We start from the raw sequence: 20,201 nt of genomic DNA, 5'->3' as shown, positions 1-20,201 counted from the left end.
GACAGGAGAGGAATCACCTCATGACCGAGCCCGTGGAGAAGCTGCCCTACCCCGTCGGCGGTGCCGGCGTCTTCGACGTGGACCCCGACCAGAGCGGCGTCAGCCAGGACCCGGACACCGTCGTGGCCTCGGACACCGAAGCACTTCCCGAAGACCTGGAGGTCTGACATGGGCAACGTACAGGGCATGCTCGCCGCGGCCCGGAAGCTGCTGGGCACCACCGAGCAGCCGCCCGGATCGAACCGCAACCTGGTCACCCGCTGGTACGGCTTCACCGGCCCCTGGTGCGACATGGCCGTCAGCTACGCCGCCGGGCACTCCGACAACCTCACCGCGATGGGCGGCAAGTTCGCCTACACCGTCGCCCACGCCCGCGCGTTCCAGAAGAAGGGGCGCTGGCACTACGGCATCGGCGGCATCCGCCCCGGCGACATCGTGTTCTTCGACTGGTCGGGCTCGCGCTCCATCGGTGCCATCGACCACGTCGGCATCGTCGAGGCGGTGCACTCCAACCGCACCATCACCACCCTGGAGGGCAACACCTCCAACGCCTTCCGCCGGCGCAGCCGCAACTCCACGTGCGTCGTCGGCTACGGCAGGCCCGTCTACGCGGGCGGCGGTGCCCCGATGCCGAGCACCGACGGCATCCTGCGCCGGGGCTCGAAGGGCCAGGCCGTCAAGACCCTGCAGACGAACCTCAACACCGTGCAGAACGCCAAGCTGACCGCGGACGGCGACTTCGGCCCGGCCACCGACAAGGCGGTCCGCGCCTTCCAGTCGGCCCACCGCCTGACCGTGGACGGCGAGTACGGCCCGAGCTCGGCGGCCATGATGAAGGCGGCCCTCGCCAAGCGCAGCCAGCCGATCCGGCCCACCGCCCTCGCCCCCACCGGCACGCTCGAGGCCGACGGCGAGTTCGGGCCCGCCACCTGCTCCGCGCTCCAGCGCACGCTCAACAGCCGGGCGCGGGCCGCCCTGGACGTGGACGGCGCCTTCGGACCGAAGACCGTCGCCGCGCTCCAGAAGTACCTGAAGGTCACGCCGGACGGAATCGTCGGACCGAAGACCGTCACGGCCCTGCAGAACCACCTCGGCGGCACCGCCGACGGCGAGTGGGGCACGGACACCACCCGCCGGCTGCAAGAAGCCCTGAACAAGGGCGTCTTCTGACGGACCGCACCGGGGGCGGGGAGGCACCGCGACGCATCCCCGCCCCCGGGGTACCCGCCCCGGCCGTCGACGCCAGCCCAGGAGAGAGACATGGACAGCACATCCGTCACGGCGACCGGCCCGGCCAACTACAAGGTGGCCATCACCGAACAGAACAAGGGCCGGATCCTCGTCTTCGACCGCACCGCCCAGTTCACCGACGCCAACGTGAAGTGGAGCTTCAGCACGGGCAACGCCCCCGGCTGGGACCACCCCTTCGAGATCCGCTTCCGCGACACCAAGCGCTACGGGGCCATCGCCCTCATGACGTTCGGCAAGCCCGGTGAGGGCCGCGCCGGCATCGTCAACGTCACCGGCGACGCGCACCTCACCCGCGCGGACCTCCTGTGGTCGGCCCGCATCACCACCTACCCGCACAGCATCGAGCGCGTGCCCAACGCCGGGACCGTCGTCGTCGCCGGCACCCGGGACCGCCTGCACGTCTTCGGCCCCTCCAGCAGCGACCTGGCATCCCTCAAGGAGGTCCAGACGCTGGCCTTCACCAAGGCGCACGCGGTGCTGTGGGACGACGAGAACGGCTTCCTGTGGGTCACGGGAGGCACGATCGTCCGCACCTACCGTGTCAACGGGACGATGCGCAACGCCCGGCTGGAGAAGTACGGCCCCGACATCACCATCGCCGGGAACGGCCACGACATCCAGCCCGACTACTCCCGCCCCGGCACGCTCCTGGTCAGCGACAGCCACCACGTCTACTGGCTGGACAAGACGACCCGGAAGATCACGAAGACCCTCTCCCTGGCCTACCCGAAGTCCTACGTACGCCACTCCTCCGGCCAGGCCATGTGGACCACCGACCCCGACCCGGACGACTCGCGCTGGGGCGGCCCCACGGTTCGCTTCTCCGAAGGCGGCGACCGCACCCGGCCGGGGGCCGAGATATACAAGGCCCGCCTCTACACCACCCAGTTCCACTGAGAGCCGCCCGGGGCGCACCGCGCCCGCCCGAGCCGGGCGCTCACACCGCTGCGACCGCTCCGGTCCGGCAGGGCGGCGGGTCCCGCCTCCCGTGCGCCCCGGCGCTTCGACGCGCAGAGGGTGTGCGCCGGTGTGCGCCTTTCGCGGAGCGAGGAGCACTCGGCACACTCGGCTGATCTGTCCGCCCGACGGCATCAGGGGGAAGTGTGGTTCGGACACAGTCCAGGTGCGGTGCGCTCACGCAGAAGGGAACGCGGTGTCAGCGACTGGCCATGGTCGGGGCGTCACGGTGCGACCTTCACCGTGGAGAGTGGTCCTCCTACGAGACGGAGAAGCGCAGGGCGAAGAAGCGGCGCAAGTAGCTGCGGCCCCGGGCCGCCCCGCGGCGCGGGAGGGTGACCGGAGGCCGACGGCGGTGACAGGTCGTCACCGCTGAGCCGCAGTCCGAGGGACATCCGCCGGCAGGCGCCCCTCCCGACCGGATCAGGAACACGGGGCGGCACCTGGGGCCCCTGCGCTCGAACGAGCCCTCGCCTCCGGGTTTCCCGGTCGGCGGGGGCTCTCCGCGTCACCGGACCGCGGTGCGTACCGGTGCGGACGGCCGTGGCGCCTGCTCCTAGACTCCGGTCGGGGGAGGCGTCATGAACGGCCGGGACTGGGACGACGACAGCGACTACGAGGAGGCCCTCGCGCGGGCCGGGGCGGCGACGCGGGTCGGCTGGTCCGCGATCGCGGGGGTAACGGGGCTGGTGGCGCTGGCCATCGGCGCCGTCTTCGTGATCGGCCTGCTCGTCCTGTTCGGCATGGCGTACGTCGTGGCCTGGCGGTGACGGAGCCTGACTCGACGCCAACTTCCGCTGGATACACGCTATGTCATGGGATGTCGGGGATGTCCGCGCAGGTTTCGGATGGTCCGCGCGTACGGCGGCGGTGGCGGCGCTAGGGTCTTCGTCACACTGCCGTCGCTTGCCCGGAAGGCACCGGAAGGTCGTCGCCCGGAAAGCGGACGGCCGGCGTTCCGGGAGGTGCTTCTGGGACGTACGGGGAGAGCGAGGAGAGCGGGGAGAGCAATCATGGGCGAGCCCCTGAAGACCTTCGTCGGCGGCGCCGAGGTCGACGTGCCCAACAGCATTCCGGCCATCCGGGCCACACTGCCGGAGGAGAGACGCGAGGAGTTCGACCGCGCCATCAACGAGGCGGGGGTGCACGAGATCCAGGCGGTGATGCGTCACTGGATGCTGGAGGCCGTGCCCGATCCCGAGGCCGAGCGGATTCTGGACCGGCTGGCGCAGGACGAGGCCGAGAGGCGGAGCGTCGCTTGAGCTTCCGCATCTCCTACGCACCGCCCGCCGACGACTCCCTGGCCAAGATGCGCGGCAGCGAGTCCTTCCGCGCCGAGATGGCCCGCACGCTGGGGCTCGACCCCTACGGGCACGGATCGTCGGCCGTCAAGAGCGAACGCGACCGCCGCGAGGCGACGGTCGCGGGGGCGATCGTCCTCTATTACGTGTCCGGCTCGGTCCTGACCGTCACCGTCGTGCGGCTCGTCCCACTGCCCTGAACAGTCCGGGCCACCCGGACCGCCCGGGTCACCGGATCGCGGGCAGGCCTACGAACCGGCCGGGACCTCGATGATGTCGCCCTTCTTGTCCACGGTGTGGGTCCGCCAGTAGACGTCCCACTTGTCGTCCACATGCTGGGGAACCTTGCCCTCCGGATAGCGGACGTACCCCTTCGGCGGGTCCTCGCCGTCGGGCTGGCAGGCCGATCCGGTGCCCCCGACCGTCATGATCGGGTACTCCCCGCCGCCGCAGGTCGCGTCCTCCGTCGAGCAGCCCGTGGTCAGTACCGCCACGGCCGCCGCGGCCAGGGTGAGGCCCGCCGCCGCACGGCTGCGACGGCGCCCGTGGGCGCGTCCGGTGCGTGTGGCGGACGACTGGCCGTTCCGACTGATCCCGTACCCGTACATCGTCGTACTCCTTCTGCTCGCTGGTTCTCCCAGCCTGCCCGGAGCACAGAACATCGATCATGAGTACGAGTACTCACCCCCGGGGTGCCCCGTACTCGTCCGTGGCACCCCGCGCCGAATGAGGTCAGGCCAGCTTCGCGGCCTGGGCCTCGACCACCGCGACCGGCAGGTCGAAGTCCTTGCCGCTGCCCGCCGTGGCCAGGTTCATCGAGGAGAACGACGCGAACGAGGAGCCCTGGCGCATCGCCGCGAGCTTGAAGCGCATCTTCTCGCCCCCCTGCTCCATCTCCACGGTCCAGGCGGCGGCCTCCTCGCCGGCCTTCACCTTCTCCTCGGTGACCCCGGCGACCTTCTGCTTCTCGCCGCCCGCGGTGAACTCGAAGCCGCCCGCGCAGTCGGTGGCGGCGGTACGCAGCGAACCGAGCGCCTCCTGCGCGCCCTTGCCGTCGTACGAGCCGAGGGCCAGCTGCGTGGTCGTGATGTCGAAGGCGGCCTTGAACGCCTCCTCGAGGTCCGCGCTGTCCTGCTTCTTCAGGTCGCCCTTCTTCGGCTTGCTGACGACCGTGCGCTTGGTGAACGCGGCCGGCTCGTCGACCTGCGAGCCCATCAGCGCGTAGGCCAGCGGGGCGCAGACCTTCTTCTCGACCTTGATCTGGTCGACCGTCAGGGTGTCCTTGGCCGCGGTCTCGCTGATCTCGTGGTCCTTGACGTCGCCCTGGGCCAGCGCGGCCTTCTCCAGCTCGGCGGCGCTCAGCGCCTTGGCGGTGGGCGCGGCCGCCGCGGACTCCTTGCCCTTGGCGCCCTTGTCCCCGGCGTCCGTGCCGGAAGCGGAGTCCGAACCGCCGCACGCGGTGGCGAGCAGGGCCAGGGACGCCGCGGTGGCGGCAACGGCGGTACGGCGTATGGCAATGGAGCGCATGATCTGGTCTGATCCGTATCTATGAGCTGAGTGTTCGATTTTGATCACTCTAGGAGCGGAAAATGACCTGATACCCCGTCATGTTCGGCGCGGGGATCGATTGTGACGACGCTGTGATCATCTCGTGAGGGCGGCCGGGGCCGGCCGGGGACGGGCGCCCGGAGCTCAGTCGGTCCGCTCGTCGCGGCGTCGGGTCAGGCGCTCGAACGCGTCCAGGTTCCGGGTGGATTCGCCGCGCGAGACGCGCCACGCGTACTCCTTGCGGATGGCGCTCGCGAAGCCCAGCTCCAGCAGGGTGTTGAAGGCCCCGTCGGCCGCTTCGAGGACCGTGCCGAGCAGCCGGTCCAGCTCCTGCGGGGTGACCACGGAGAGCGGCAGCTTGCCGGCCAGATAGATGTCCCCGAGCCCGTCGATCGCGTAACTCACGCCGAACAGGCGGAGGTTGCGCTCCAGCAGCCAGCGGTGGACGGCCTCGTGGTTCTCGTCGGGGTGGCGGACGACGAAGGCGTTGAGGGAGAGGGAGTGCTTGCCGAGCCGAAGCGAGCAGGTGGTGGACAGCTTGCGCGTACCGGGCAGCTTGACCACGTAGTCGCCGGGTGCGGGGCTCTCCCATTCGAGCCCGGCGTCCGTCAGTGTCGCCTCGACGACCCGCGCGGCCCGCTCCGCCGTCACCGCTCCGCCGGTCAGGTCCTCGGGTCCGTCAGCCATGGTGCGAGCGTACGTGACGGCGGTGTTCCTGCATCGCGGCCGTGTACACCTCGGCGGTCGCGGCGGCGGCGGTGTCCCAGCCGAAGCCCCGGGCGTGCGCGGCGGCCGCCGCGCCCATCCGGGTGACCAGTTCCGGCGAGGCGGCGAACCGGGCCAGCGCACGCGCGTACGCCGCCGGGTCGTGCCCGGGTATCAGGAAGCCGCTCACCCCGTCCCGCACGGCCACCGGAAGACCGCCCACGGCCGCCGCGACGACGGGGGTGCCCGCGGCCTGCGCCTCGATGGCGACCAGGCCGAAGGACTCGCTGTGCGAGGGCATGACCAGCACGGACGCGGCCCGGAACCAGTCGGCGAGCTGCTCCTGCCCGACCGGCGGCTGGAACCGTACGACGTCGGCGATGCCCAGCCGCGCCGCCAGCTTCTGCAGCCCCTCCGGCTTGGCGAGGCCGCTCCCGCTCGGGCCGCCGACGACCGGCACGACCATCCGGCCGCGCAGCGAGGGGTTCTCGTCCAGCAGCACCGCGACCGCCCGCAGCAGCACGTCGGGCGCCTTCAGCGGCTGTATCCGGCCCGCGAAGAGCGGGATCAGGGCGTCCTGCGGCAGCCCGAGACGGGCCCGCGCGGCGGCCCGGCCGTCGGCGGGGCGGAACCGGTCCAGGTTGACGCCGGGGTGGACGACGGCGACGGACGCGGGATCGGCCTCGTAGAAGCGGACGAGCTCGTCGGCCTCCTCGGCGGTGTTGGCGATCAGCCGGTCCGCCGCGTCCACGATCTGGGTCTCGCCGATCACCCGGGCCGCGGGCTCGGGGGTGTCGCCCTCGGCGAGCGCCGCGTTCTTGACCTTCGCCATGGTGTGCATGGCGTGGACGAGCGGGACGCCCCAGCGCTGGGCGGCGAGCCAGCCGACATGGCCGGAAAGCCAGTAGTGCGAGTGGACCAGGTCGTAGTAACCGGGGCGCTGGCCGGCCCATGCCTGCATCACGCCGTGCGTGAAGGCGCAGAGCTGGGCGGGCAGCTCCTCCTTGGCCAGCCCCTCGTACGGCCCCGCGTCGACATGCCGGACCAGGACACCGGGGGCGAGGTCCACCGCCGGGGGCAGCCCGCCGGTGGTGGACCGGGTGAAGATCTCGACCTCGACGCCGATCGCGGCAAGCCGTCTGGCCAGCTCCACGATGTAGACGTTCATCCCGCCCGCGTCGCCGGTGCCCGGCTGGTGGAGCGGCGAGGTGTGCACGGAGAGCATCGCGATACGGCGGGGCTTGCGGTGACCGCCGGGGAACCTGAGGCGCGGCGCGGCGCGGCCACTGCCGAGCCGGGAGACGTACTGGCTCACGTCGTCCGGTCCTCCTCATCCAGGGCATGACGGCGGAGGGACCCGAGCCCCTGCCAAGGGCAGCAACATCGAAATTCCGCCTTTCATTTCCGCTTTACCAAATCATTACGGTGCTCCTGGCGCACTCCGGGCGCGCATCAGGCGCTCAGGCAGCTCCCCGCCTCATCTCGCCCCGCAGGATCGTTACGCTCGGTGTCATGCGCCCCATCGGCACCGCGACCCGCGGGACCACCAACCCGAACCGGCTCCGCCGCATGGACCGCTGGATCGCCGCCACCCACGGCCCGGCCCTGCGCCGTGCCGACCACCCCGTCGCCGTCGACCTCGGTTACGGCGCCGCGCCCTGGACGGCCGTCGAACTGCTGCACCGGCTGCGCACCGCGGAGCCGCGCACCACCGTGGCCGGGATCGAGATCGACCCGGAGCGGGTCGCGGCGGCGAAGCCGTACGAGTGCGAGGGCCTGACCTTTCTGCACGGCGGCTTCGAGATCCCGCTGCCCGAGCGCCCCGATCTCATCCGCGCGGCGAATGTGCTGCGCCAGTACGAGGAGGGCGAGGTGGCCGCGGTCTGGGAGCGGCTGTGCGCCCGTCTGGCGCCGGGCGGGCTGCTGGTGGAGGGCACCTGCGACGAGATCGGGCGGCGGCACGTGTGGGTGGCGCTCGACCCCGAGGGGCCGCGCACGGTGACGTTCGCGGCCCGGCTCGCCTCCCTGGACCGCCCCTCCGACCTGGCCGAACGCCTGCCCAAGGCGCTGATCCACCGCAATGTGCCGGGCGAGCCGGTCCACGCGTTCCTGCGGGACTTCGACCGGGCGTGGGCCGCGGCGGCCCCGTACGCCTCGCTCGGCACCCGGCAGCGCTGGATCACGGCGGTGCGCTCGCTGTCGGGCGACTGGCCGCTGGCCGACGGGGTGCGGCGGTGGCGGCAGGGCGAGGTCACGGTCGAATGGGCCGCCCTCCGGCCCAACCCGTAGCCCCGGACCCCGCAGCCCGGACTTCGTGAGCCCGGCCCCGTGAGCGGCCCCGCCCGGAGGGAACGGGAACGGCGCTCCGTTCGTCCAGAGAGAGGGGAGCAGGGGGAAGCGGGGGCGTCGGGGGAAGCGGCATCAGGGGGAAGCGGCCGTCAGGAGAGCTGTCGTGCGCCCCTGTTGCTTTTCGGTACGGCATGGCACGATCTCGACATCGGCGAAAAGTTACTGACGGTAAATCAGATTTATTCGGAGGGGTGTCTCGTGAACCGACGTCACTGTGCCTCAGCCGCGATCACTCTGGTCTGCGCGCTGTCCGTGCTCATCACGCCGGTCCAGGCCCTCGCCGCGCCCACACCGCCGTCCCCCACCACGACCGGGGCGCCGAAGAAGACCCTCGAAGAGGTCCGCCAGGAGATCGACGCCCTCTACCGCAAGGCCGGGGCGGCCACCGACGCGTACAACCTCGCCGAGGAGCGGGCCGAGAAGCAGTCCACCGAGATCGTGAAGCTGGCCCGTTCCATCGTCGTCGGCCAGGCGAAGATCGCCGAGCTCAAGGAGCAGGCGGGCGCCCAGGCCCGCGAGCAGTACCGCTCCGGAGGGCTGCCGCCGGGCGCGCAGCTGATGCTCAGCGACGATCCGCAGCTCTTCCTGGACGGCGTGAGCCGGATCCGGGAGGGCCAGCAGGCCACCCAGGGCGTGCTCGGCGAACTGACCAGGACCCAGCAGGACCTGGAGACGTACACCAAGGACGCGAGCATCAACTGGAAGAAGCTCGAAGCCGGCCGGGTCAAGCAGGCCAAGGCCAAGAAGCGGATCAACGAACAGATCGCCGCAGCGAAGAAGCTGGAGTCCCGGCTGAAGAAGGAGGAGCGGGCCCGCCTGCTCAAGCTGGAGGAGGCGGCCGCGTACCAGCAGCAGACGGCCTGGCTCAGCTCCGGCGCCCTGAAGGACATCAACCGCGAGGCGAGCGCCCGCGGCAAGAAGGCGGTGGCCTTCGCAACGTCCCAGATAGGCAAGCCGTACGTCTGGGGCGCGGAAGGGCCGGACTCGTACGACTGCTCGGGGCTCACGTCACAGGCCTGGGCGGCGGCCGGACGGCCGATCCCCCGCACCTCGCAGGAGCAGTGGCGGCTGCTGCCGCGCATCGCCGTCAAGGACATGCGCCCCGGCGACCTGATCATCTACCACTCCGACGCCAGCCACGTGGGCATGTACGTCGGTGACGGCGCGATCGTGCACTCCCCCCGCCCCGGCCGCAACGTGACACTGGCGGGCGCGGGCTCGATGCAGATACTCGGCGTCGTACGCCCGGACAAGTAGCCCGCCGCAGGGCCTGTCCGCCGGGCCTGTCCGCAGCCTCTGTCCGTCGCCTCTGTCCGTCGCCTCTGTCCGTCGCCTCTGTCCGGAGGGCACTCCGCGGCAGGGGCCAGCGGCGCCGGAGGACGTCCGGACCCCGTCCGCACCGCCCGACGGACCGCTCGTACTCGCCCGACGGCCGCTCGCGCCGTCCGGCGGACAGGGGCGGCGGAGCGTCCGCCGGACGGGGAGTGACCCGTGCCACCCGCCGCCGGGCAGCCGCGTGACGTTTGTCATGTCCGGGTAGTGGCCCGTTCCCCGGTCCGGCGCGCCGGATCCGTGACCTGACGCGGCTTATGCCGGTGCACATGCCCGGGCCCGGTCGTGGGACGCCATTCCGTTCCCCCGGCACGGACCGCTATCGTCCCCGTCTGGCGGATCGTCGATCGTCGTTCCGCCGCGCCCTCGGGGGGAGGGAAGGAAAACCGAACCGATGCCCGTACCCGTACCGCAGCAAGACGCCGACGCCGCTGCGGAGGCCTCCCACGACGCCGTACTCACCCTTTTGGTGATCGAGGACGACCCGGCGGGCACCTTCACCGTCCCCGAGCTCCCGGCCGCGGCCGGTACCCGGGTGCGCATCCGTACCGCCCGCAATCTGACCGAGGCGGGACGGCTCCTCACGGACGACGTCGACTGCATACTGCTGGACCTCGCCCTGCCCACCGGCAGCGAGACCCGGGCCGCCAGAGGCGGCGGCGCGACGGGCGCGGACCACCGCCTCGCCCCCCTCGAACACGTCCTGCGGATCGCCCCGCGCCACGCCGTCCTCGCCCTCACCGCGCAGAACGACACCGAGCTGGCCGCCGCGGCGGTACGAGTGGGTGCCCAGGACTACCTCTGCCGCGACGAGCTGGACGGACGGCTGCTCAGCCGCGCCATCCGGTACGCCGTCGAACGCAAGCGCGCCGATGTCGCCCAGCGCCGGCTGACCGAATCCACGCTGCGCGCCCAGGAGAACGCCCGCCTCGAACGCGGCCTGCTGCCCACCCCGCTGCTCGAAGGCTCCGACCTGCGCTTCGCGGCCCGCTACCGCCCCGGCCGCAGCCGCGCCCTGCTCGGCGGGGACTTCTACGACACCGTCCGTACCCCCGACGGCACCGTCCACGTGATGATCGGCGACGTCTGCGGGCACGGCCCCGACGAGGCGGCGCTCGGGGTGGAACTGCGCATCGCGTGGCGGGCTTTGACCCTGGCCGGGCTCTGCGGCGACGAACTGCTCGTCACCCTCCAGCAGGTCCTGGAGCACGAGCGGGAGAGCGAGGAGATCTTCGCGACGCTCTGCACCGTCGACATCGCCCCCGACGGCGAGAGCGCCGGGCTCTGCCTGGCCGGCCACCCGGCCCCGCTGCTCGCCCGGCACGGACAGGCCGCGCGACTCCTGCCGTACGAGGACGGCGGCCCGGCCCTGGGGCTGCTCCCGCACGCCCGCTGGCCCCGGCGCCAAGTGGAGCTGGGCAGTGGCTGGAGCCTGATGCTGTACACGGACGGACTGATCGAGGGGCGGGTCGGCCGGGACGGCAGCCGGCGGCTGGGCCAGGACGGCATGGTCGAGATGATCAACCGGCAGCTGGCGGACGGGCTGACCGGCGAGGGCCTCCTGGAGGCCGCGGTCGCCCAGGTGCGGGAGCTGAACGGCGGCGAGCTGACCGACGACGTCGCGGTCCTCCTGCTCGACCGCGACCTCGACCGCGACCTCGGCCCCGGCTCCGGCTCCGGGCCCGACACCGACCCGGCCTCGGCGACGCCCATCACCCGGTGAGACCGGCGGCGGCCGCATGACTGTCACCGCCGCACGACCGTCACCGCCGCATGACGGGAAACGCCCCGTGGCGGGAGCCGCCCGGCGGGCGGCCCGGCCCCGGGCCACGGCTACGGCAACGGCGCGCTCAGCGCCCGCCGTTGTAGGGGCCGTACGGGCCGTCGCTGCTGGAGCCGCCGCGCCGGCCGCGCCCGCCACCCGTGACCGCCTGGAGCGCGGGCCGCACGTCCACCAGGAAGACGATGGAGGCGACCGCACCCGCGAGCTGGAGGAACAGCATCGGCACGAAGAGGTTCACGGCGACGGCGACGCCGAGAATGAGCACCCAGAACGACTTCTTCTGCTTGTCCGCGGCCCGGTAGGCATCCTCCCGCGCCATCGCCGCCATGATCAGCGCGACCACGGCCAGCACCAGCATGAGCAGATAGAGCAGCCCGACGAATGTGCTGAATCCTGTGAGCAACATGGTGTGTACCGCCTAATGAGTGGATGAGCGCTCGCCGCCAAGGTACCGGGAGAACGGGCCGGACACCCCTGAAGATGCCCGGCCCGTGCTCCGCGGCAGACCTGCCGGGCGCCGCTACTTCGCGCTCGGCGGCGTGGTCTTCTTCGCGGCGGGCTTGCGCACCGGTGCCTTCCGGGCGGGTGCGGCGGCCGTGGGCGCGGGCTTCGCCGCGGGCGCCGCCTTCGCCGGGCCGCTCTTCGCCGCGGGTGCCGTTCCGTTCTTCGCGGCACCGTTCTTCGCGGTGCCCGTCGGACCGGGCCTCGCCGTACCCGACGGGCCGGACTCCCTGCGCGGCTCGACGACGACGGCGATCTCGACGGCTTCCTCGGCCGCCTCGCCGCGCCAGTTCCGCACGGTCCGCTCGCCGCGCTCGGCGACCTTCTCGTACGTCTCCCGGGCCCGTACCGCGTACTCCGCGGCCACGCCCAGGCTCCGCAGCGCCAGGTCCTGCGCGTTCTCCCCGAGCTTGCGCAGGTCGCTGTCGAAGGCCCCGATCACCTCGGTGACCTTGGCCTGCACGGTGGCCTGCGCCTCCTTGGCCTGCGTGGTCACCTTCTCCTGCACGGCCTTGGGGTCGGTGTTGCGTACGGCCTCGATGCGCTCCGGCGCCTCGGCGCGCAGCTGTTCGAGCAACGCCGGGACCTTGCGCGCCTGCTCGACGGCGAGGTCGGCCGTACCGGCGGCGAAGTAGAGGGGGGTCGGGTCGGTGAGGGTCTTGCGCAGGTCATCGGTGATGGCCATGACTGTGGTCCTCTCTGGGGTTGGAGGAATCGAGGGAGTGGAAGGGGTCGAGGGGGCCGTCGGCGAAGCCGGTGCGGCACCCGCGGCACCGGCGGCTACGAGGGCTCGGCAGGCCCCGTGGCCGCGTCGGCACCGGCGTCCGTTCCCGGTCCGTCGCCGGTCCGGGGACCTGGCTCGAAACCGTTCTCCCTGCGGAAGGAGTCGTAGATCTGCAGCAGCACGCTCTTCTGCCGCTCGTTGATCGACGGATCGGCGAGGATCACCGCCCGCGTCTCCAGCTCCTCCCGCTCCCGCTCGTCCAGAATCCCGGCCCGTACGTAAAGGGTCTCGGCGGAGATCCGCAGCGCCTTGGCGACCTGCTGCAGCACCTCGGCGCTCGGCTTGCGCAGCCCGCGCTCGATCTGGCTGAGGTAGGGATTGGACACCCCGGCGGCATCGGCGAGCTGCCGCAACGACAACTGCGCGTTGCGCCGCTGCTCGCGCAGGTACTCCCCGAGATTGCCGACGTTGAGTGATGCCATGTCCCGATGGTGCGCCACCCTTGCTAACTTTTGCAAGCAGACGCTTGCAAAAGTGCGCCACACCACTCCCCCGGCCCACCGCCCCGCCCCGCCGCCTGCGGCCCATGTCCTGTCTCTGCGATGTGTAGGCAGTCCCGCTCTTCTGTAGGCACGTACGGCTGCGTCCCGGTCATGTGTAGGCAAGTTCTGGAGAGTTCCGGCCTTGTGTAGGTGCGGCGGTCACGGCGCTTCTACGGTCGTAGCGGCTGGTCGGCGTCGTACCGGAGGGCCCGGATGAATATGCGCGAGGTGTCGGCGGATGACGTCGAGCTGGAGTACGTCAGCGCGGCTGGCATCCGTGAGCGGGAATCTTTGGGAAGCCTGTGGCCGGTCCGGTTCGAGTCGGTACGGCCCGAGCACCGGTTCCCGGCTTTCCGAGGCCAGGGCAACTGGTGCGGCTGGTACTGGTCGGCGACCTGCGGCAGGCACGTGGGCTATGAGTCGTGGCTGGAGCGCGACCGCCTGATGTTGCTCGACTTCGATCCGCTGGTGACGGGCATGGCCTCGCAGCCGTTCCAGCTGTCCTGGGCCGGGGCAGGCGCGAAGCGGGTGCGGCACACGCCAGACTTCTTCGTCCGCCGCGCCGACGGCACGGGACTGGTGGTGGACGTGCGCCCGGACGATCGGATCGGGCCGGATGACGCGGCGAAGTTCGCCGTAACGGCGGCGGCCTGCCAGTCGGTGGGCTGGGACTTCGCTCGCGTGGGGACGCCGGAGGCGGTGCTGATGGCGAATGTGCGGTGGCTGGCTACCGGCATCCGCGAGTACACCGCCCGGAGGTCGCTGCCCGTCTGATGGAGGTCTTCGCCGACGGCGGCGATCTGCTGGTCGGGGCCTTCCCGATGCAGGCGCCCTTGCGGGGCACCAGCCGCACATGGCTCAGTACCACCGTCGAAACCACAGCCAGAAGATCGAAGCCCTCCTGACCTCTGCGAGACCTACAGGAGACCCATAGCGGTTCTGCTGTCGGCAGACCGGCTGGATGTCTTACGGCGGCCTGCCAGGATGGCCGCATGGGGAAGAACACGGCGGTGCGTCGACTCGATCTCGGGTACTTCATCAGGCCAGCATCGGAGACGGGCGGTCCACAACCACGAGTCGAACCCGTCCTCGCCTACCTGGCGCAACATGACAACGGGCTGATCCTCTTCGATACCGGCATCGGCAACGCGGACCCCGAAACCGAAGCACACTACCGACCCCGACGGCGAGCGTTGCAGGACGCCCTGTCAGCGTCCGGAGTCGCCCTTGATGACATCTCCATGGTCGTGAACTGCCACCTGCACTTCGACCACTGCGGCGGGAACCCCCTCCTGGGCGGCAAACCCATTCTGGTTCAGGACGCCGAACTGGCCACTGCTCGTCGAGGCGACTACACCTTCGATGAACTGATCGACTTCCCAGGCGCAACCTACGAGGAAGTCGCCGGCGAAACCGAGGTCTGGCCGGGAGTCTGGATCATTCCGACGCCTGGGCACACCCAAGGGCACCAGTCGCTGGTCCTCCGGCAAGGCGACGGCACAGTAGTCCTCGCCGGCCAGGCACACGACTTCGCTTCCCACTTCGCGTCCGAGCAACTGGCCCGCCACGCGACACTTCACGGCGCGGAGCAGCCACTTCCCCCCTATCAGCACTGGCTGGACCGACTCGCCGACTTCGACCCACGACGTGTGCTCTTCGCCCACGACTGCTCAGTCTGGGAACCGCCGCAGACCGACGGCCGCTGAACCCGGTTCTCCGGCAAGTCTCAGGCGTCGAACTGCCCACACATAAGCGGGACAACCTCGGCCAGCACGTCCCAAGCAAGAAGAAGCACCCCAGCTCACAGCCTCGCGCTACCCACACTTAACTGGGACAGGACACCCGCCCTGCTGCCTGCGGTCGTTCCGCCCGGTCGGCGCCGAGCGGGGAGCGGCCGGCGGAGGCGGAGGGCTTCCGGCCGGTGCGTGCCTACGCCGGGGGCGGGGCCAGTCGCGCGGTCACCGTGTCGAGCGTCGGCCAGGGAGGGCCCGCGCGCAGCAGGCGTGGCAGTTCCTCCCCGAACCGGCGCCCGTCCGGGAACTGGTCGCCACGTTCCCAGCGCCACGCGGCGACCATCGCGAGAACGAGCTGCCGGCACGCGTCCAGCAGCTCCCGGTCGACGTTCGGGTAGTGCGCGCAGACCGCCTCGGGAACATGGGCCAGATCGAATTCGACGGGGCCGCGGCAGCACGTCTCCAGGTCGACGAACAACGGGCCGTTCCTGGTACTGAGTACGTTGCCCGGATGCGGCTCGCCGTGGAGCAGCTGTTCCGGGGCGCCGCGGTCGTCGATCGCCCGTCGCAGGTCCGCCAGCCTGCCGCCGAGGAACGCGCGGTCCGCGTCGGGGAGTTCCGGCGAGCGGTACGGGTCGGCGACGACGTCCTGCGCCTCCGTGATCCGGTCCGTGAACCTCGGGCTCGGCACGTCGATCGTGCGCATGCCGACGTGCAGCCGCTCCAGCGCCTCGGCGTAGTCGGCCGGTGAGGTGTGCGGCGCCATGGGCTCGTAGTAGGTCCACAGCGTCACCACGAAGCCGTCGCGCGGGTACGCACGCGGTTCCGCCCCGGGTGCCAGGGGACACGTCGGGCATCCGGCCGCGGTGAGCCGCCGGGCGAGATCGACCTCGAACCGCGCGACCTCCTGTCCCACGGGCGCGACCCGGGCGAAGACGTCGCAGGGCGTGAGCCTCAGGGCCAGCTTGTTCGAGTTCTGGAGCACGGTCGCGCCGTCGGCCGGCAGGCCGAGCGACGCGGCGACCGCGGTGGCCGCCGCGATCGCGCGTGTGACGTCGGTCGTATCCACCCTCGGATCCTGGCACGCGTGGACCTGCGGGGGCGATGCTTTTCGGCGGTCACGGCGTCGGCGTACGAGGTACTCCGCCCCCGCCGGGGCGCCGCACCGGTCGCCGGCCCCTGGTCCCCGCCCCGTCCGGCGACAAGACTGACGGCATGACGCTCCACGAGAACGAGATCCCGGTCGACGAGGCGCTGGTCCGGTCGCTGCTGGCGGCGCAGCGGCCGGAGTGGTCCGGCCTTCCGCTGTCACGCGCGGGAGCGGGTACGGACAACACCATGTACCGGCTGGGCGACGACCTGCTCGTACGGCTTCCGCGGACCGCCGAACACGAACGGGCCGTACTGAAGGAGCGGGAGTGGCTTCCCCGACTGGCGCACCACCTCTCGCGCACGGTCCCCGAGCCCGTCCACGCCGGGACGCCGACCGGTGACTTCCCGCTGGTCTGGTCGGTCTACCGCTGGATCGACGGCGCCGAGGCCGGCCCGGACACCGTCCACGACTGGGCCGCCTTCGGCACCGATCTGGCGGCGGTCGTGCGGGAGCTCCACGGCATCGGCCTCATGGGGGCGACCCGCGCCGGCGACCTGAGCTGGTACCGCGGCGGCGGATTGGGGCCGTGCGACGAGTGGGTCACCCGGTGTCTCGACGACTGCCGGGCCGCGGTGGGTTCCGAACTGGACGTCGACGCCCTGCAACGGCTGTGGCGGGACGGGCTCGCCCTGCCCGGGTCCTCGGGGCCCGAGGTGTGGCTCCACGGCGACCTCAAGCCGACCAACCTCCTGGTCAGGGACGGCAGGCTCCACGCGGTCATCGACTTCGGCGGGCTCTCGGTCGGCCTGCCCGACGCCGAACACTCCACCGTCTGGGACCTGCCGCCGCAGGCCCGCCGGGCCTACCGCGACGCCCTGGACCTCGACGATCCGGCCTGGATCCGCGCCCGCGCCTGGGCCGTCGCGGTCGGTGTCAGCGGGATCTCCTACTACCGGGACACCTTCCCCGCCTTCGTCGCCGAGTGCCGGGCCCGGCTCCGGGCGATCCTCGCCGACGACACCGCCACGCGTTGAACGGTGCCCCCGGCGGGAGCGCGCGGATCAGCCGGCCGCCTTCTCGATCAGGGCGGCGACACGCCGTTCGTCGGCCGGGGTCAGCTCCTTCAGCGCGTACGAGGCCGGCCACAGGGACCCGTCGTCGAGCGCCGCCAGATCGCTGAAGCCGAGCGTGGCGTACCGCGTCCCGAACTTCTGGGCGCTCTGGAAGTGGCACAGGACCTTGCCGTCCCGGGCGTAGGCGGGCATTCCGTACCAGAGCCGGGGCGTGAGGTCCGGGGCCACGGTCCTGACGAGGGCGTGGACCTTCTCGGCGAGGACCCGGTCCGCCTCCGGCAGTTCCGCGATCTTCGCGAGCACGTCCCGCTCGGCCGCCGCCTCCTTCTCCTCGCGGGACGCGCCGCGCCGCGCCGCCGCCTTCTTGCGCTCCCGCGCGTGATCCTTCATCGCGGCGCGTTCCTCGGCCGTGAATCCCTCGTACCGCTCGGTGCCGGTGGTGGTGCCGGTGGTGGTGGCCATGACGGGTCCCCTCGGTCAGCGGATTTCCTGGATGCGGACCACGTTGCCCGCGGGGTCGCGGAACGCGCAGTCGCGGATGCCGTACGGCTGCTCGGTGGGCTCCTGGACGACCTCGGTGTCCCCGGCCTGCACCTTCTCGAAGGTGGCGTCGAGGTCCGGGGTGGCCAGCAGGATCCAGCCGTACGTCCCCTTCGCCATCATCTCGGCGATGGTGCGGCGCTCGTCCTCGGTGACCCCGGGGTCGACGGCGGGCGGGGCCAGGAGGATCGAGGTGCCGGGCTGCCCGGCGGGGCCGACCGTGATCCAGCGCATCCGGCCCTGGCCGACGTCGTTGCGGACCTCGAAGCCGAGGACGTCGCGGTAGAAGGCGAGCGAGGCGTCCGGGTCGTCGTGCGGGAGGGAACTCGTGTGAATCGTGATGTCCATGTCCAGCAGATTAGGGAGGGTCTTCCGGGCGGCGCTTCTTGATTCCTGACCGGTTACGGGTGCCGGGCCCCGGAGCCCGGCCGGGGCCGGCGGTTGACCTTGCCCCAAGGGGAGCCCGCAGTATCGGTGGAGCCGGACGCCGTGTCCGGTACGAGGAGGGACCGGCATGGGTCTGCTGACCATCGGGGCGTTCGCGAGAGCCTCCCGGCTGTCGCCGAAGGCCCTGCGGCTCTACGACGAACTCGGGCTGCTGCCCCCTGCACGGGTCGACCCCGTGACCGGCTACCGGCACTACGCGCCCGAGCAGCTGGAACGGGCCCGGCTGGTCGCCTGGCTGCGACGGCTCGGGATGCCCCTGGCCCGCATCCGGCGGATCTGCGCGCTGGAGCCGGACCGGGCCGCCCAGGAGATCCGCTCGTTCTGGGCCCGCGTCGAGGCCGACACCGCGGCCCGGCGCGACCTGGCCGCCTTCCTCGTCGACCACCTGTCACGGAAGGACCCCGCCATGACCTCGGCCGGCACCCCGCTGGAGATCCGGTACGCCGCCCTCTCCGACACCGGACTCGTCCGCGAGCACAACCAGGACACCGCGTACGCCGGATCCCGGCTGCTCGCCGTCGCCGACGGCTTCGGCGGTGCGGGCGCCCCCGCGAGCGCCGCCGCCGTCGACGCGCTCAAACACCTGGAGACCGACGGCATTCCGGCGGGCAGCCTGCTCAACGCCCTGGAGGACGCCGTCGAACGGGCCTCCCGGGCCGTCCGGGACGTCGCCGGCGCGGAAACCGGGACCGGGACGGATGGCGGGACCGGGACGGAAGCCGGGACCGGGGCGGATGGCGGGACCGGGACGGATGGCGGGGCCGAGGCAGAAAACGCGACCTGGGCGGGAAGCGGGGCCGGGACCACGCTCACCGCGATGCTCTGGACCGGATCGCAGCTCGCCCTCGTCCACATCGGCGACTCCCGCGCCTACCTCCTGCGCGACGGGGAGCTGTTCCGGATCACCGACGACCACACCCTGGTGCAGTCGCTCGTCGACGAGGGCCGCCTCACCCCGGAGGAGGCCGCCTCCTCCCCGCAGCGCTCACTGCTCCGGCGCGCCCTGGGACACCGCGCCGACGACACCCCCGACCTGCGCCTCCAGGACGCCCGCCCGGGCGACCGGTACCTGCTCTGCTCGGACGGCCTGACCGCCGTCGTACCGTCCGGGGAGATCCACCGGGTGCTCGCCGGGACGCCGGAGCCCGAGCGGGCCGTCCACGCGCTCGTCGGCCTCGCCAACGAATCCGGCGGCCCCGACAACGTCAGCTGCGTGGTCGCCGACGTCGTCGGCTGACCGAAGCCCCGCCCCGGCCCCCGCCCCCGCCCCCGCCCCGGCCCCGGCCCCGGCCCCGGCTCCAGCCAAAAAGCGGAGGCGACGATTCGGCCCTTGTGGGCGATGCTGCATCCCATGATCGCCTCACCGAACGACCCGACCCCGCACCCCGGCCCCGTATCCGCCACCGGCCCCGGCGCCTTCGCGCTCGGCGGCACCGTCACCGTCCCCCGGCTCGGCTTCGGCGCCATGCAACTGCCGGGGCGGTGGAGCGGTCCGGCGGGCGACACCAAGAAGGCCGTGGCCGTGACCCGGCGCGCGGTGGAGCTCGGGGTGCGGTACATCGACACCGCCGCCTTCTACTTCTCCCCCACCCACCGGGCCAACGACCTGCTGCGCGAGGCACTGTTCCCGTACCCCGCGGACGTCGTCATCGCCACCAAGGTCGGCCCGCTGCGGGACGAGACCGGCGAGATGTACGCCGAGGCCCGCCCCGACCAGCTGCGCGCGGAGGTGGAACGGAACCTGGAGGACCTGCGGGTCGACGCCCTCGACCTGGTCCATCTGCGGGTGGGCCGGCTGGGCGCGGGCATCGCCGATCCGCTCGGCGAACGGTTCGAGGTGCTGGCCGCCCTGCGCGAGGAGGGCCTGATCCGGCAGCTCGGCGTCAGCAACGTGACGGCCGGCCAGCTCGCGGAGGCCCGGTCGATCGCCCCGGTCGTCGCCGTGCAGAACCGGTTCGGCGTGCTCGACCAGGCCGATTCCGAGCTCGTCGACCTCTGCGCGGACGCCGGCATCGCGTACATGCCGTTCTTCGCGCTCGGCGGCGGGCACACCCCGCTCGACAGCGACGGCGTGCGGACGGTGGCCGCGCGGCACGGCGCCACGGAACACCAGGTCGCCCTCGCCTGGGGCCTGGCCCGCTCCTCCTCGGTCGTCCAGATCCCCGGCACCGCCTCGCTCGCGCACCTGGAGGAGAACATGGCCGCCGGCCGGCTGGAGCTCGACGAGGAGGACATGGCCCTGCTCGGCCGCCGCGGCTGAGCACACGGCCGCACCGGCACCCGCACGGTTCACGGCCGTGGGCCCGGCCCCGGGCCCACGGC

At 72.0% G+C, this 20,201-nt stretch carries 25 protein-coding genes; 15 read left to right on the top strand and 10 right to left on the bottom strand.

From position 1 onward, the window contains the following. Positions 1 to 20 precede the first annotated feature (20 nt). The 7 genes from ACFCV8_RS22255 (at position 21) to ACFCV8_RS22225 (ending at position 3,709) form a co-directional block, all read left to right on the top strand. Positions 21 to 167: a hypothetical protein gene (locus tag ACFCV8_RS22255; RefSeq protein ID WP_376687146.1), complete on the top strand. Its 147-nt coding sequence runs from the start codon at positions 21 to 23 to the stop codon at positions 165 to 167. Position 168: 1 nt separating this feature from the next. Next, positions 169 to 1,170 (top strand): peptidoglycan-binding protein, encoded by a 1,002-nt coding sequence (locus ACFCV8_RS22250; protein ID WP_376687145.1) that lies wholly within the window; start codon positions 169 to 171, stop codon positions 1,168 to 1,170. A gap of 90 nt (positions 1,171 to 1,260) precedes the next feature. Next, positions 1,261 to 2,148 (top strand): DUF6528 family protein, encoded by an 888-nt coding sequence (locus tag ACFCV8_RS22245; protein WP_376687144.1) that lies wholly within the window; start codon positions 1,261 to 1,263, stop codon positions 2,146 to 2,148. Between the two features lie 206 nt (positions 2,149 to 2,354). Then, positions 2,355 to 2,510, top strand: coding sequence for an HGGxSTG domain-containing protein (locus ACFCV8_RS22240; RefSeq protein WP_376687143.1), 156 nt, complete (start codon positions 2,355 to 2,357; stop codon positions 2,508 to 2,510). Positions 2,511 to 2,789: 279 nt separating this feature from the next. Continuing rightward, positions 2,790 to 2,978 (top strand): hypothetical protein, encoded by a 189-nt coding sequence (locus tag ACFCV8_RS22235; RefSeq protein ID WP_376687142.1) that lies wholly within the window; start codon positions 2,790 to 2,792, stop codon positions 2,976 to 2,978. A gap of 243 nt (positions 2,979 to 3,221) precedes the next feature. Continuing rightward, complete coding sequence (locus ACFCV8_RS22230) at positions 3,222 to 3,470, top strand: hypothetical protein (protein WP_266416166.1); 249 nt, start codon at positions 3,222 to 3,224, stop codon at positions 3,468 to 3,470. Beyond that, complete coding sequence (locus tag ACFCV8_RS22225) at positions 3,467 to 3,709, top strand: hypothetical protein (RefSeq protein WP_376687141.1); 243 nt, start codon at positions 3,467 to 3,469, stop codon at positions 3,707 to 3,709. The genes ACFCV8_RS22230 and ACFCV8_RS22225 overlap by 4 nt, the downstream gene beginning before the upstream one ends. Positions 3,710 to 3,757: 48 nt before the next feature. On the opposite strand, the gene ACFCV8_RS22220 is transcribed toward ACFCV8_RS22225, so the two are convergent. The 4 genes from ACFCV8_RS22220 to mshA form a co-directional block, all read right to left on the bottom strand. Further along, a complete protein-coding gene (locus ACFCV8_RS22220; protein WP_376687140.1) occupies positions 3,758 to 4,117 on the bottom strand; it encodes an SCO0607 family lipoprotein in 360 nt (119 codons plus the stop codon). Between the two features lie 124 nt (positions 4,118 to 4,241). Then, positions 4,242 to 5,036: a hypothetical protein gene (locus tag ACFCV8_RS22215; protein ID WP_376687139.1), complete on the bottom strand. Its 795-nt coding sequence runs from the start codon at positions 5,034 to 5,036 to the stop codon at positions 4,242 to 4,244. 165 nt (positions 5,037 to 5,201) lie between these two features. Next, positions 5,202 to 5,744 carry a YbjN domain-containing protein gene (locus ACFCV8_RS22210; RefSeq protein ID WP_376687138.1) on the bottom strand — a complete coding sequence of 181 codons (543 nt, stop codon included), beginning with the start codon at positions 5,742 to 5,744 and terminating at the stop codon, positions 5,202 to 5,204. Further along, positions 5,737 to 7,077, bottom strand: a complete 1,341-nt coding sequence (gene mshA, locus ACFCV8_RS22205) for a D-inositol-3-phosphate glycosyltransferase (protein WP_376687137.1) — start codon at positions 7,075 to 7,077, stop codon at positions 5,737 to 5,739. The genes ACFCV8_RS22210 and mshA overlap by 8 nt, the downstream gene beginning before the upstream one ends. A gap of 197 nt (positions 7,078 to 7,274) precedes the next feature. On the opposite strand from mshA, the gene ACFCV8_RS22200 reads away from it, so the two are divergent. The 3 genes from ACFCV8_RS22200 (at position 7,275) to ACFCV8_RS22190 (ending at position 11,166) form a co-directional block, all read left to right on the top strand. Then, positions 7,275 to 8,051, top strand: a complete 777-nt coding sequence (locus tag ACFCV8_RS22200) for a class I SAM-dependent methyltransferase (protein WP_376687136.1) — start codon at positions 7,275 to 7,277, stop codon at positions 8,049 to 8,051. A gap of 258 nt (positions 8,052 to 8,309) precedes the next feature. Beyond that, positions 8,310 to 9,368: an NlpC/P60 family protein gene (locus tag ACFCV8_RS22195; RefSeq protein ID WP_376687135.1), complete on the top strand. Its 1,059-nt coding sequence runs from the start codon at positions 8,310 to 8,312 to the stop codon at positions 9,366 to 9,368. A 469-nt stretch (positions 9,369 to 9,837) separates the two neighbouring features. Next, positions 9,838 to 11,166 (top strand): PP2C family protein-serine/threonine phosphatase, encoded by a 1,329-nt coding sequence (locus ACFCV8_RS22190; RefSeq protein WP_376687134.1) that lies wholly within the window; start codon positions 9,838 to 9,840, stop codon positions 11,164 to 11,166. 127 nt (positions 11,167 to 11,293) lie between these two features. Here ACFCV8_RS22190 and ACFCV8_RS22185 read toward each other — a convergent pair whose 3' ends face one another. The 3 genes from ACFCV8_RS22185 to ACFCV8_RS22175 all read right to left on the bottom strand — a co-directional run bounded on the left by ACFCV8_RS22185 (position 11,294) and on the right by ACFCV8_RS22175 (position 12,933). Beyond that, complete coding sequence (locus tag ACFCV8_RS22185; RefSeq protein WP_376687133.1) at positions 11,294 to 11,632, bottom strand: DUF2516 family protein; 339 nt, start codon at positions 11,630 to 11,632, stop codon at positions 11,294 to 11,296. 114 nt (positions 11,633 to 11,746) lie between these two features. Then, the gene (locus ACFCV8_RS22180; protein WP_376687132.1) at positions 11,747 to 12,412 is read right to left on the bottom strand and encodes a hypothetical protein; all 666 of its coding nucleotides are present in this window, start codon (positions 12,410 to 12,412) and stop codon (positions 11,747 to 11,749) included. A gap of 95 nt (positions 12,413 to 12,507) precedes the next feature. Then, positions 12,508 to 12,933, bottom strand: a complete 426-nt coding sequence (locus ACFCV8_RS22175) for a helix-turn-helix domain-containing protein (protein WP_376687131.1) — start codon at positions 12,931 to 12,933, stop codon at positions 12,508 to 12,510. A gap of 273 nt (positions 12,934 to 13,206) precedes the next feature. Between ACFCV8_RS22175 and ACFCV8_RS22170 the strand changes: the two genes are divergently transcribed. Both ACFCV8_RS22170 and ACFCV8_RS22165 read left to right on the top strand, forming a co-directional pair. Further along, positions 13,207 to 13,767: a TnsA-like heteromeric transposase endonuclease subunit gene (locus tag ACFCV8_RS22170; RefSeq protein ID WP_376687130.1), complete on the top strand. Its 561-nt coding sequence runs from the start codon at positions 13,207 to 13,209 to the stop codon at positions 13,765 to 13,767. A 218-nt stretch (positions 13,768 to 13,985) separates the two neighbouring features. Then, entirely contained in the window at positions 13,986 to 14,699 is a 714-nt protein-coding gene (locus tag ACFCV8_RS22165) for an N-acyl homoserine lactonase family protein (protein ID WP_376687129.1), read from the top strand. Positions 14,700 to 14,922: 223 nt separating this feature from the next. On the opposite strand, the gene ACFCV8_RS22160 is transcribed toward ACFCV8_RS22165, so the two are convergent. Then, complete coding sequence (locus ACFCV8_RS22160; RefSeq protein WP_376687128.1) at positions 14,923 to 15,795, bottom strand: phosphotransferase enzyme family protein; 873 nt, start codon at positions 15,793 to 15,795, stop codon at positions 14,923 to 14,925. 146 nt (positions 15,796 to 15,941) lie between these two features. Between ACFCV8_RS22160 and ACFCV8_RS22155 the strand changes: the two genes are divergently transcribed. Then, positions 15,942 to 16,853 (top strand): aminoglycoside phosphotransferase family protein, encoded by a 912-nt coding sequence (locus tag ACFCV8_RS22155; RefSeq protein WP_376687127.1) that lies wholly within the window; start codon positions 15,942 to 15,944, stop codon positions 16,851 to 16,853. 27 nt (positions 16,854 to 16,880) lie between these two features. Here ACFCV8_RS22155 and ACFCV8_RS22150 read toward each other — a convergent pair whose 3' ends face one another. Further along, the gene (locus ACFCV8_RS22150; protein ID WP_376687126.1) at positions 16,881 to 17,354 is read right to left on the bottom strand and encodes an iron chaperone; all 474 of its coding nucleotides are present in this window, start codon (positions 17,352 to 17,354) and stop codon (positions 16,881 to 16,883) included. Between the two features lie 15 nt (positions 17,355 to 17,369). After that, entirely contained in the window at positions 17,370 to 17,780 is a 411-nt protein-coding gene (locus ACFCV8_RS22145; protein WP_376687125.1) for a VOC family protein, read from the bottom strand. Positions 17,781 to 17,946: 166 nt separating this feature from the next. Here ACFCV8_RS22145 and ACFCV8_RS22140 point away from each other — a divergent pair, with 166 nt between their 5' ends. Further along, positions 17,947 to 19,116: a MerR family transcriptional regulator gene (locus ACFCV8_RS22140; protein ID WP_376687124.1), complete on the top strand. Its 1,170-nt coding sequence runs from the start codon at positions 17,947 to 17,949 to the stop codon at positions 19,114 to 19,116. A 114-nt stretch (positions 19,117 to 19,230) separates the two neighbouring features. Further along, positions 19,231 to 20,139 (top strand): oxidoreductase, encoded by a 909-nt coding sequence (locus ACFCV8_RS22135; RefSeq protein ID WP_376687123.1) that lies wholly within the window; start codon positions 19,231 to 19,233, stop codon positions 20,137 to 20,139. Positions 20,140 to 20,201 lie beyond the last annotated feature (62 nt).

This window comes from Streptomyces sp. NPDC056347, from assembly GCF_042262625.1.
GTDB lineage: Bacteria > Actinomycetota > Actinomycetes > Streptomycetales > Streptomycetaceae > Streptomyces.
Note: the sequence above shows the minus strand (reverse complement) of the source record. Positions and strands in the feature narration are given on the sequence as shown.

What these genes read in the sequence shown, in the direction of transcription:
- ACFCV8_RS22255 (WP_376687146.1), top strand. Translation starts at nt 21, where the DNA reads ATGACCGAGCCCGTGGAGAAGCTGCCCTACCCCGTCGGCGGTGCCGGC.
- ACFCV8_RS22250 (WP_376687145.1), top strand. Translation starts at nt 169, where the DNA reads ATGGGCAACGTACAGGGCATGCTCGCCGCGGCCCGGAAGCTGCTGGGC.
- ACFCV8_RS22245 (WP_376687144.1), top strand. Translation starts at nt 1,261, where the DNA reads ATGGACAGCACATCCGTCACGGCGACCGGCCCGGCCAACTACAAGGTG.
- ACFCV8_RS22235 (WP_376687142.1), top strand. Translation starts at nt 2,790, where the DNA reads ATGAACGGCCGGGACTGGGACGACGACAGCGACTACGAGGAGGCCCTC.
- ACFCV8_RS22230 (WP_266416166.1), top strand. Translation starts at nt 3,222, where the DNA reads ATGGGCGAGCCCCTGAAGACCTTCGTCGGCGGCGCCGAGGTCGACGTG.
- ACFCV8_RS22220 (WP_376687140.1), bottom strand. Translation starts at nt 4,117, where the DNA reads ATGTACGGGTACGGGATCAGTCGGAACGGCCAGTCGTCCGCCACACGC.
- ACFCV8_RS22215 (WP_376687139.1), bottom strand. Translation starts at nt 5,036, where the DNA reads ATGCGCTCCATTGCCATACGCCGTACCGCCGTTGCCGCCACCGCGGCG.
- ACFCV8_RS22210 (WP_376687138.1), bottom strand. Translation starts at nt 5,744, where the DNA reads ATGGCTGACGGACCCGAGGACCTGACCGGCGGAGCGGTGACGGCGGAG.
- ACFCV8_RS22200 (WP_376687136.1), top strand. Translation starts at nt 7,275, where the DNA reads ATGCGCCCCATCGGCACCGCGACCCGCGGGACCACCAACCCGAACCGG.
- ACFCV8_RS22190 (WP_376687134.1), top strand. Translation starts at nt 9,838, where the DNA reads ATGCCCGTACCCGTACCGCAGCAAGACGCCGACGCCGCTGCGGAGGCC.
- ACFCV8_RS22185 (WP_376687133.1), bottom strand. Translation starts at nt 11,632, where the DNA reads ATGTTGCTCACAGGATTCAGCACATTCGTCGGGCTGCTCTATCTGCTC.
- ACFCV8_RS22180 (WP_376687132.1), bottom strand. Translation starts at nt 12,412, where the DNA reads ATGGCCATCACCGATGACCTGCGCAAGACCCTCACCGACCCGACCCCC.
- ACFCV8_RS22175 (WP_376687131.1), bottom strand. Translation starts at nt 12,933, where the DNA reads ATGGCATCACTCAACGTCGGCAATCTCGGGGAGTACCTGCGCGAGCAG.
- ACFCV8_RS22170 (WP_376687130.1), top strand. Translation starts at nt 13,207, where the DNA reads ATGAATATGCGCGAGGTGTCGGCGGATGACGTCGAGCTGGAGTACGTC.
- ACFCV8_RS22165 (WP_376687129.1), top strand. Translation starts at nt 13,986, where the DNA reads ATGGGGAAGAACACGGCGGTGCGTCGACTCGATCTCGGGTACTTCATC.
- ACFCV8_RS22155 (WP_376687127.1), top strand. Translation starts at nt 15,942, where the DNA reads ATGACGCTCCACGAGAACGAGATCCCGGTCGACGAGGCGCTGGTCCGG.
- ACFCV8_RS22150 (WP_376687126.1), bottom strand. Translation starts at nt 17,354, where the DNA reads ATGGCCACCACCACCGGCACCACCACCGGCACCGAGCGGTACGAGGGA.
- ACFCV8_RS22145 (WP_376687125.1), bottom strand. Translation starts at nt 17,780, where the DNA reads ATGGACATCACGATTCACACGAGTTCCCTCCCGCACGACGACCCGGAC.
- ACFCV8_RS22140 (WP_376687124.1), top strand. Translation starts at nt 17,947, where the DNA reads ATGGGTCTGCTGACCATCGGGGCGTTCGCGAGAGCCTCCCGGCTGTCG.
- ACFCV8_RS22135 (WP_376687123.1), top strand. Translation starts at nt 19,231, where the DNA reads ATGATCGCCTCACCGAACGACCCGACCCCGCACCCCGGCCCCGTATCC.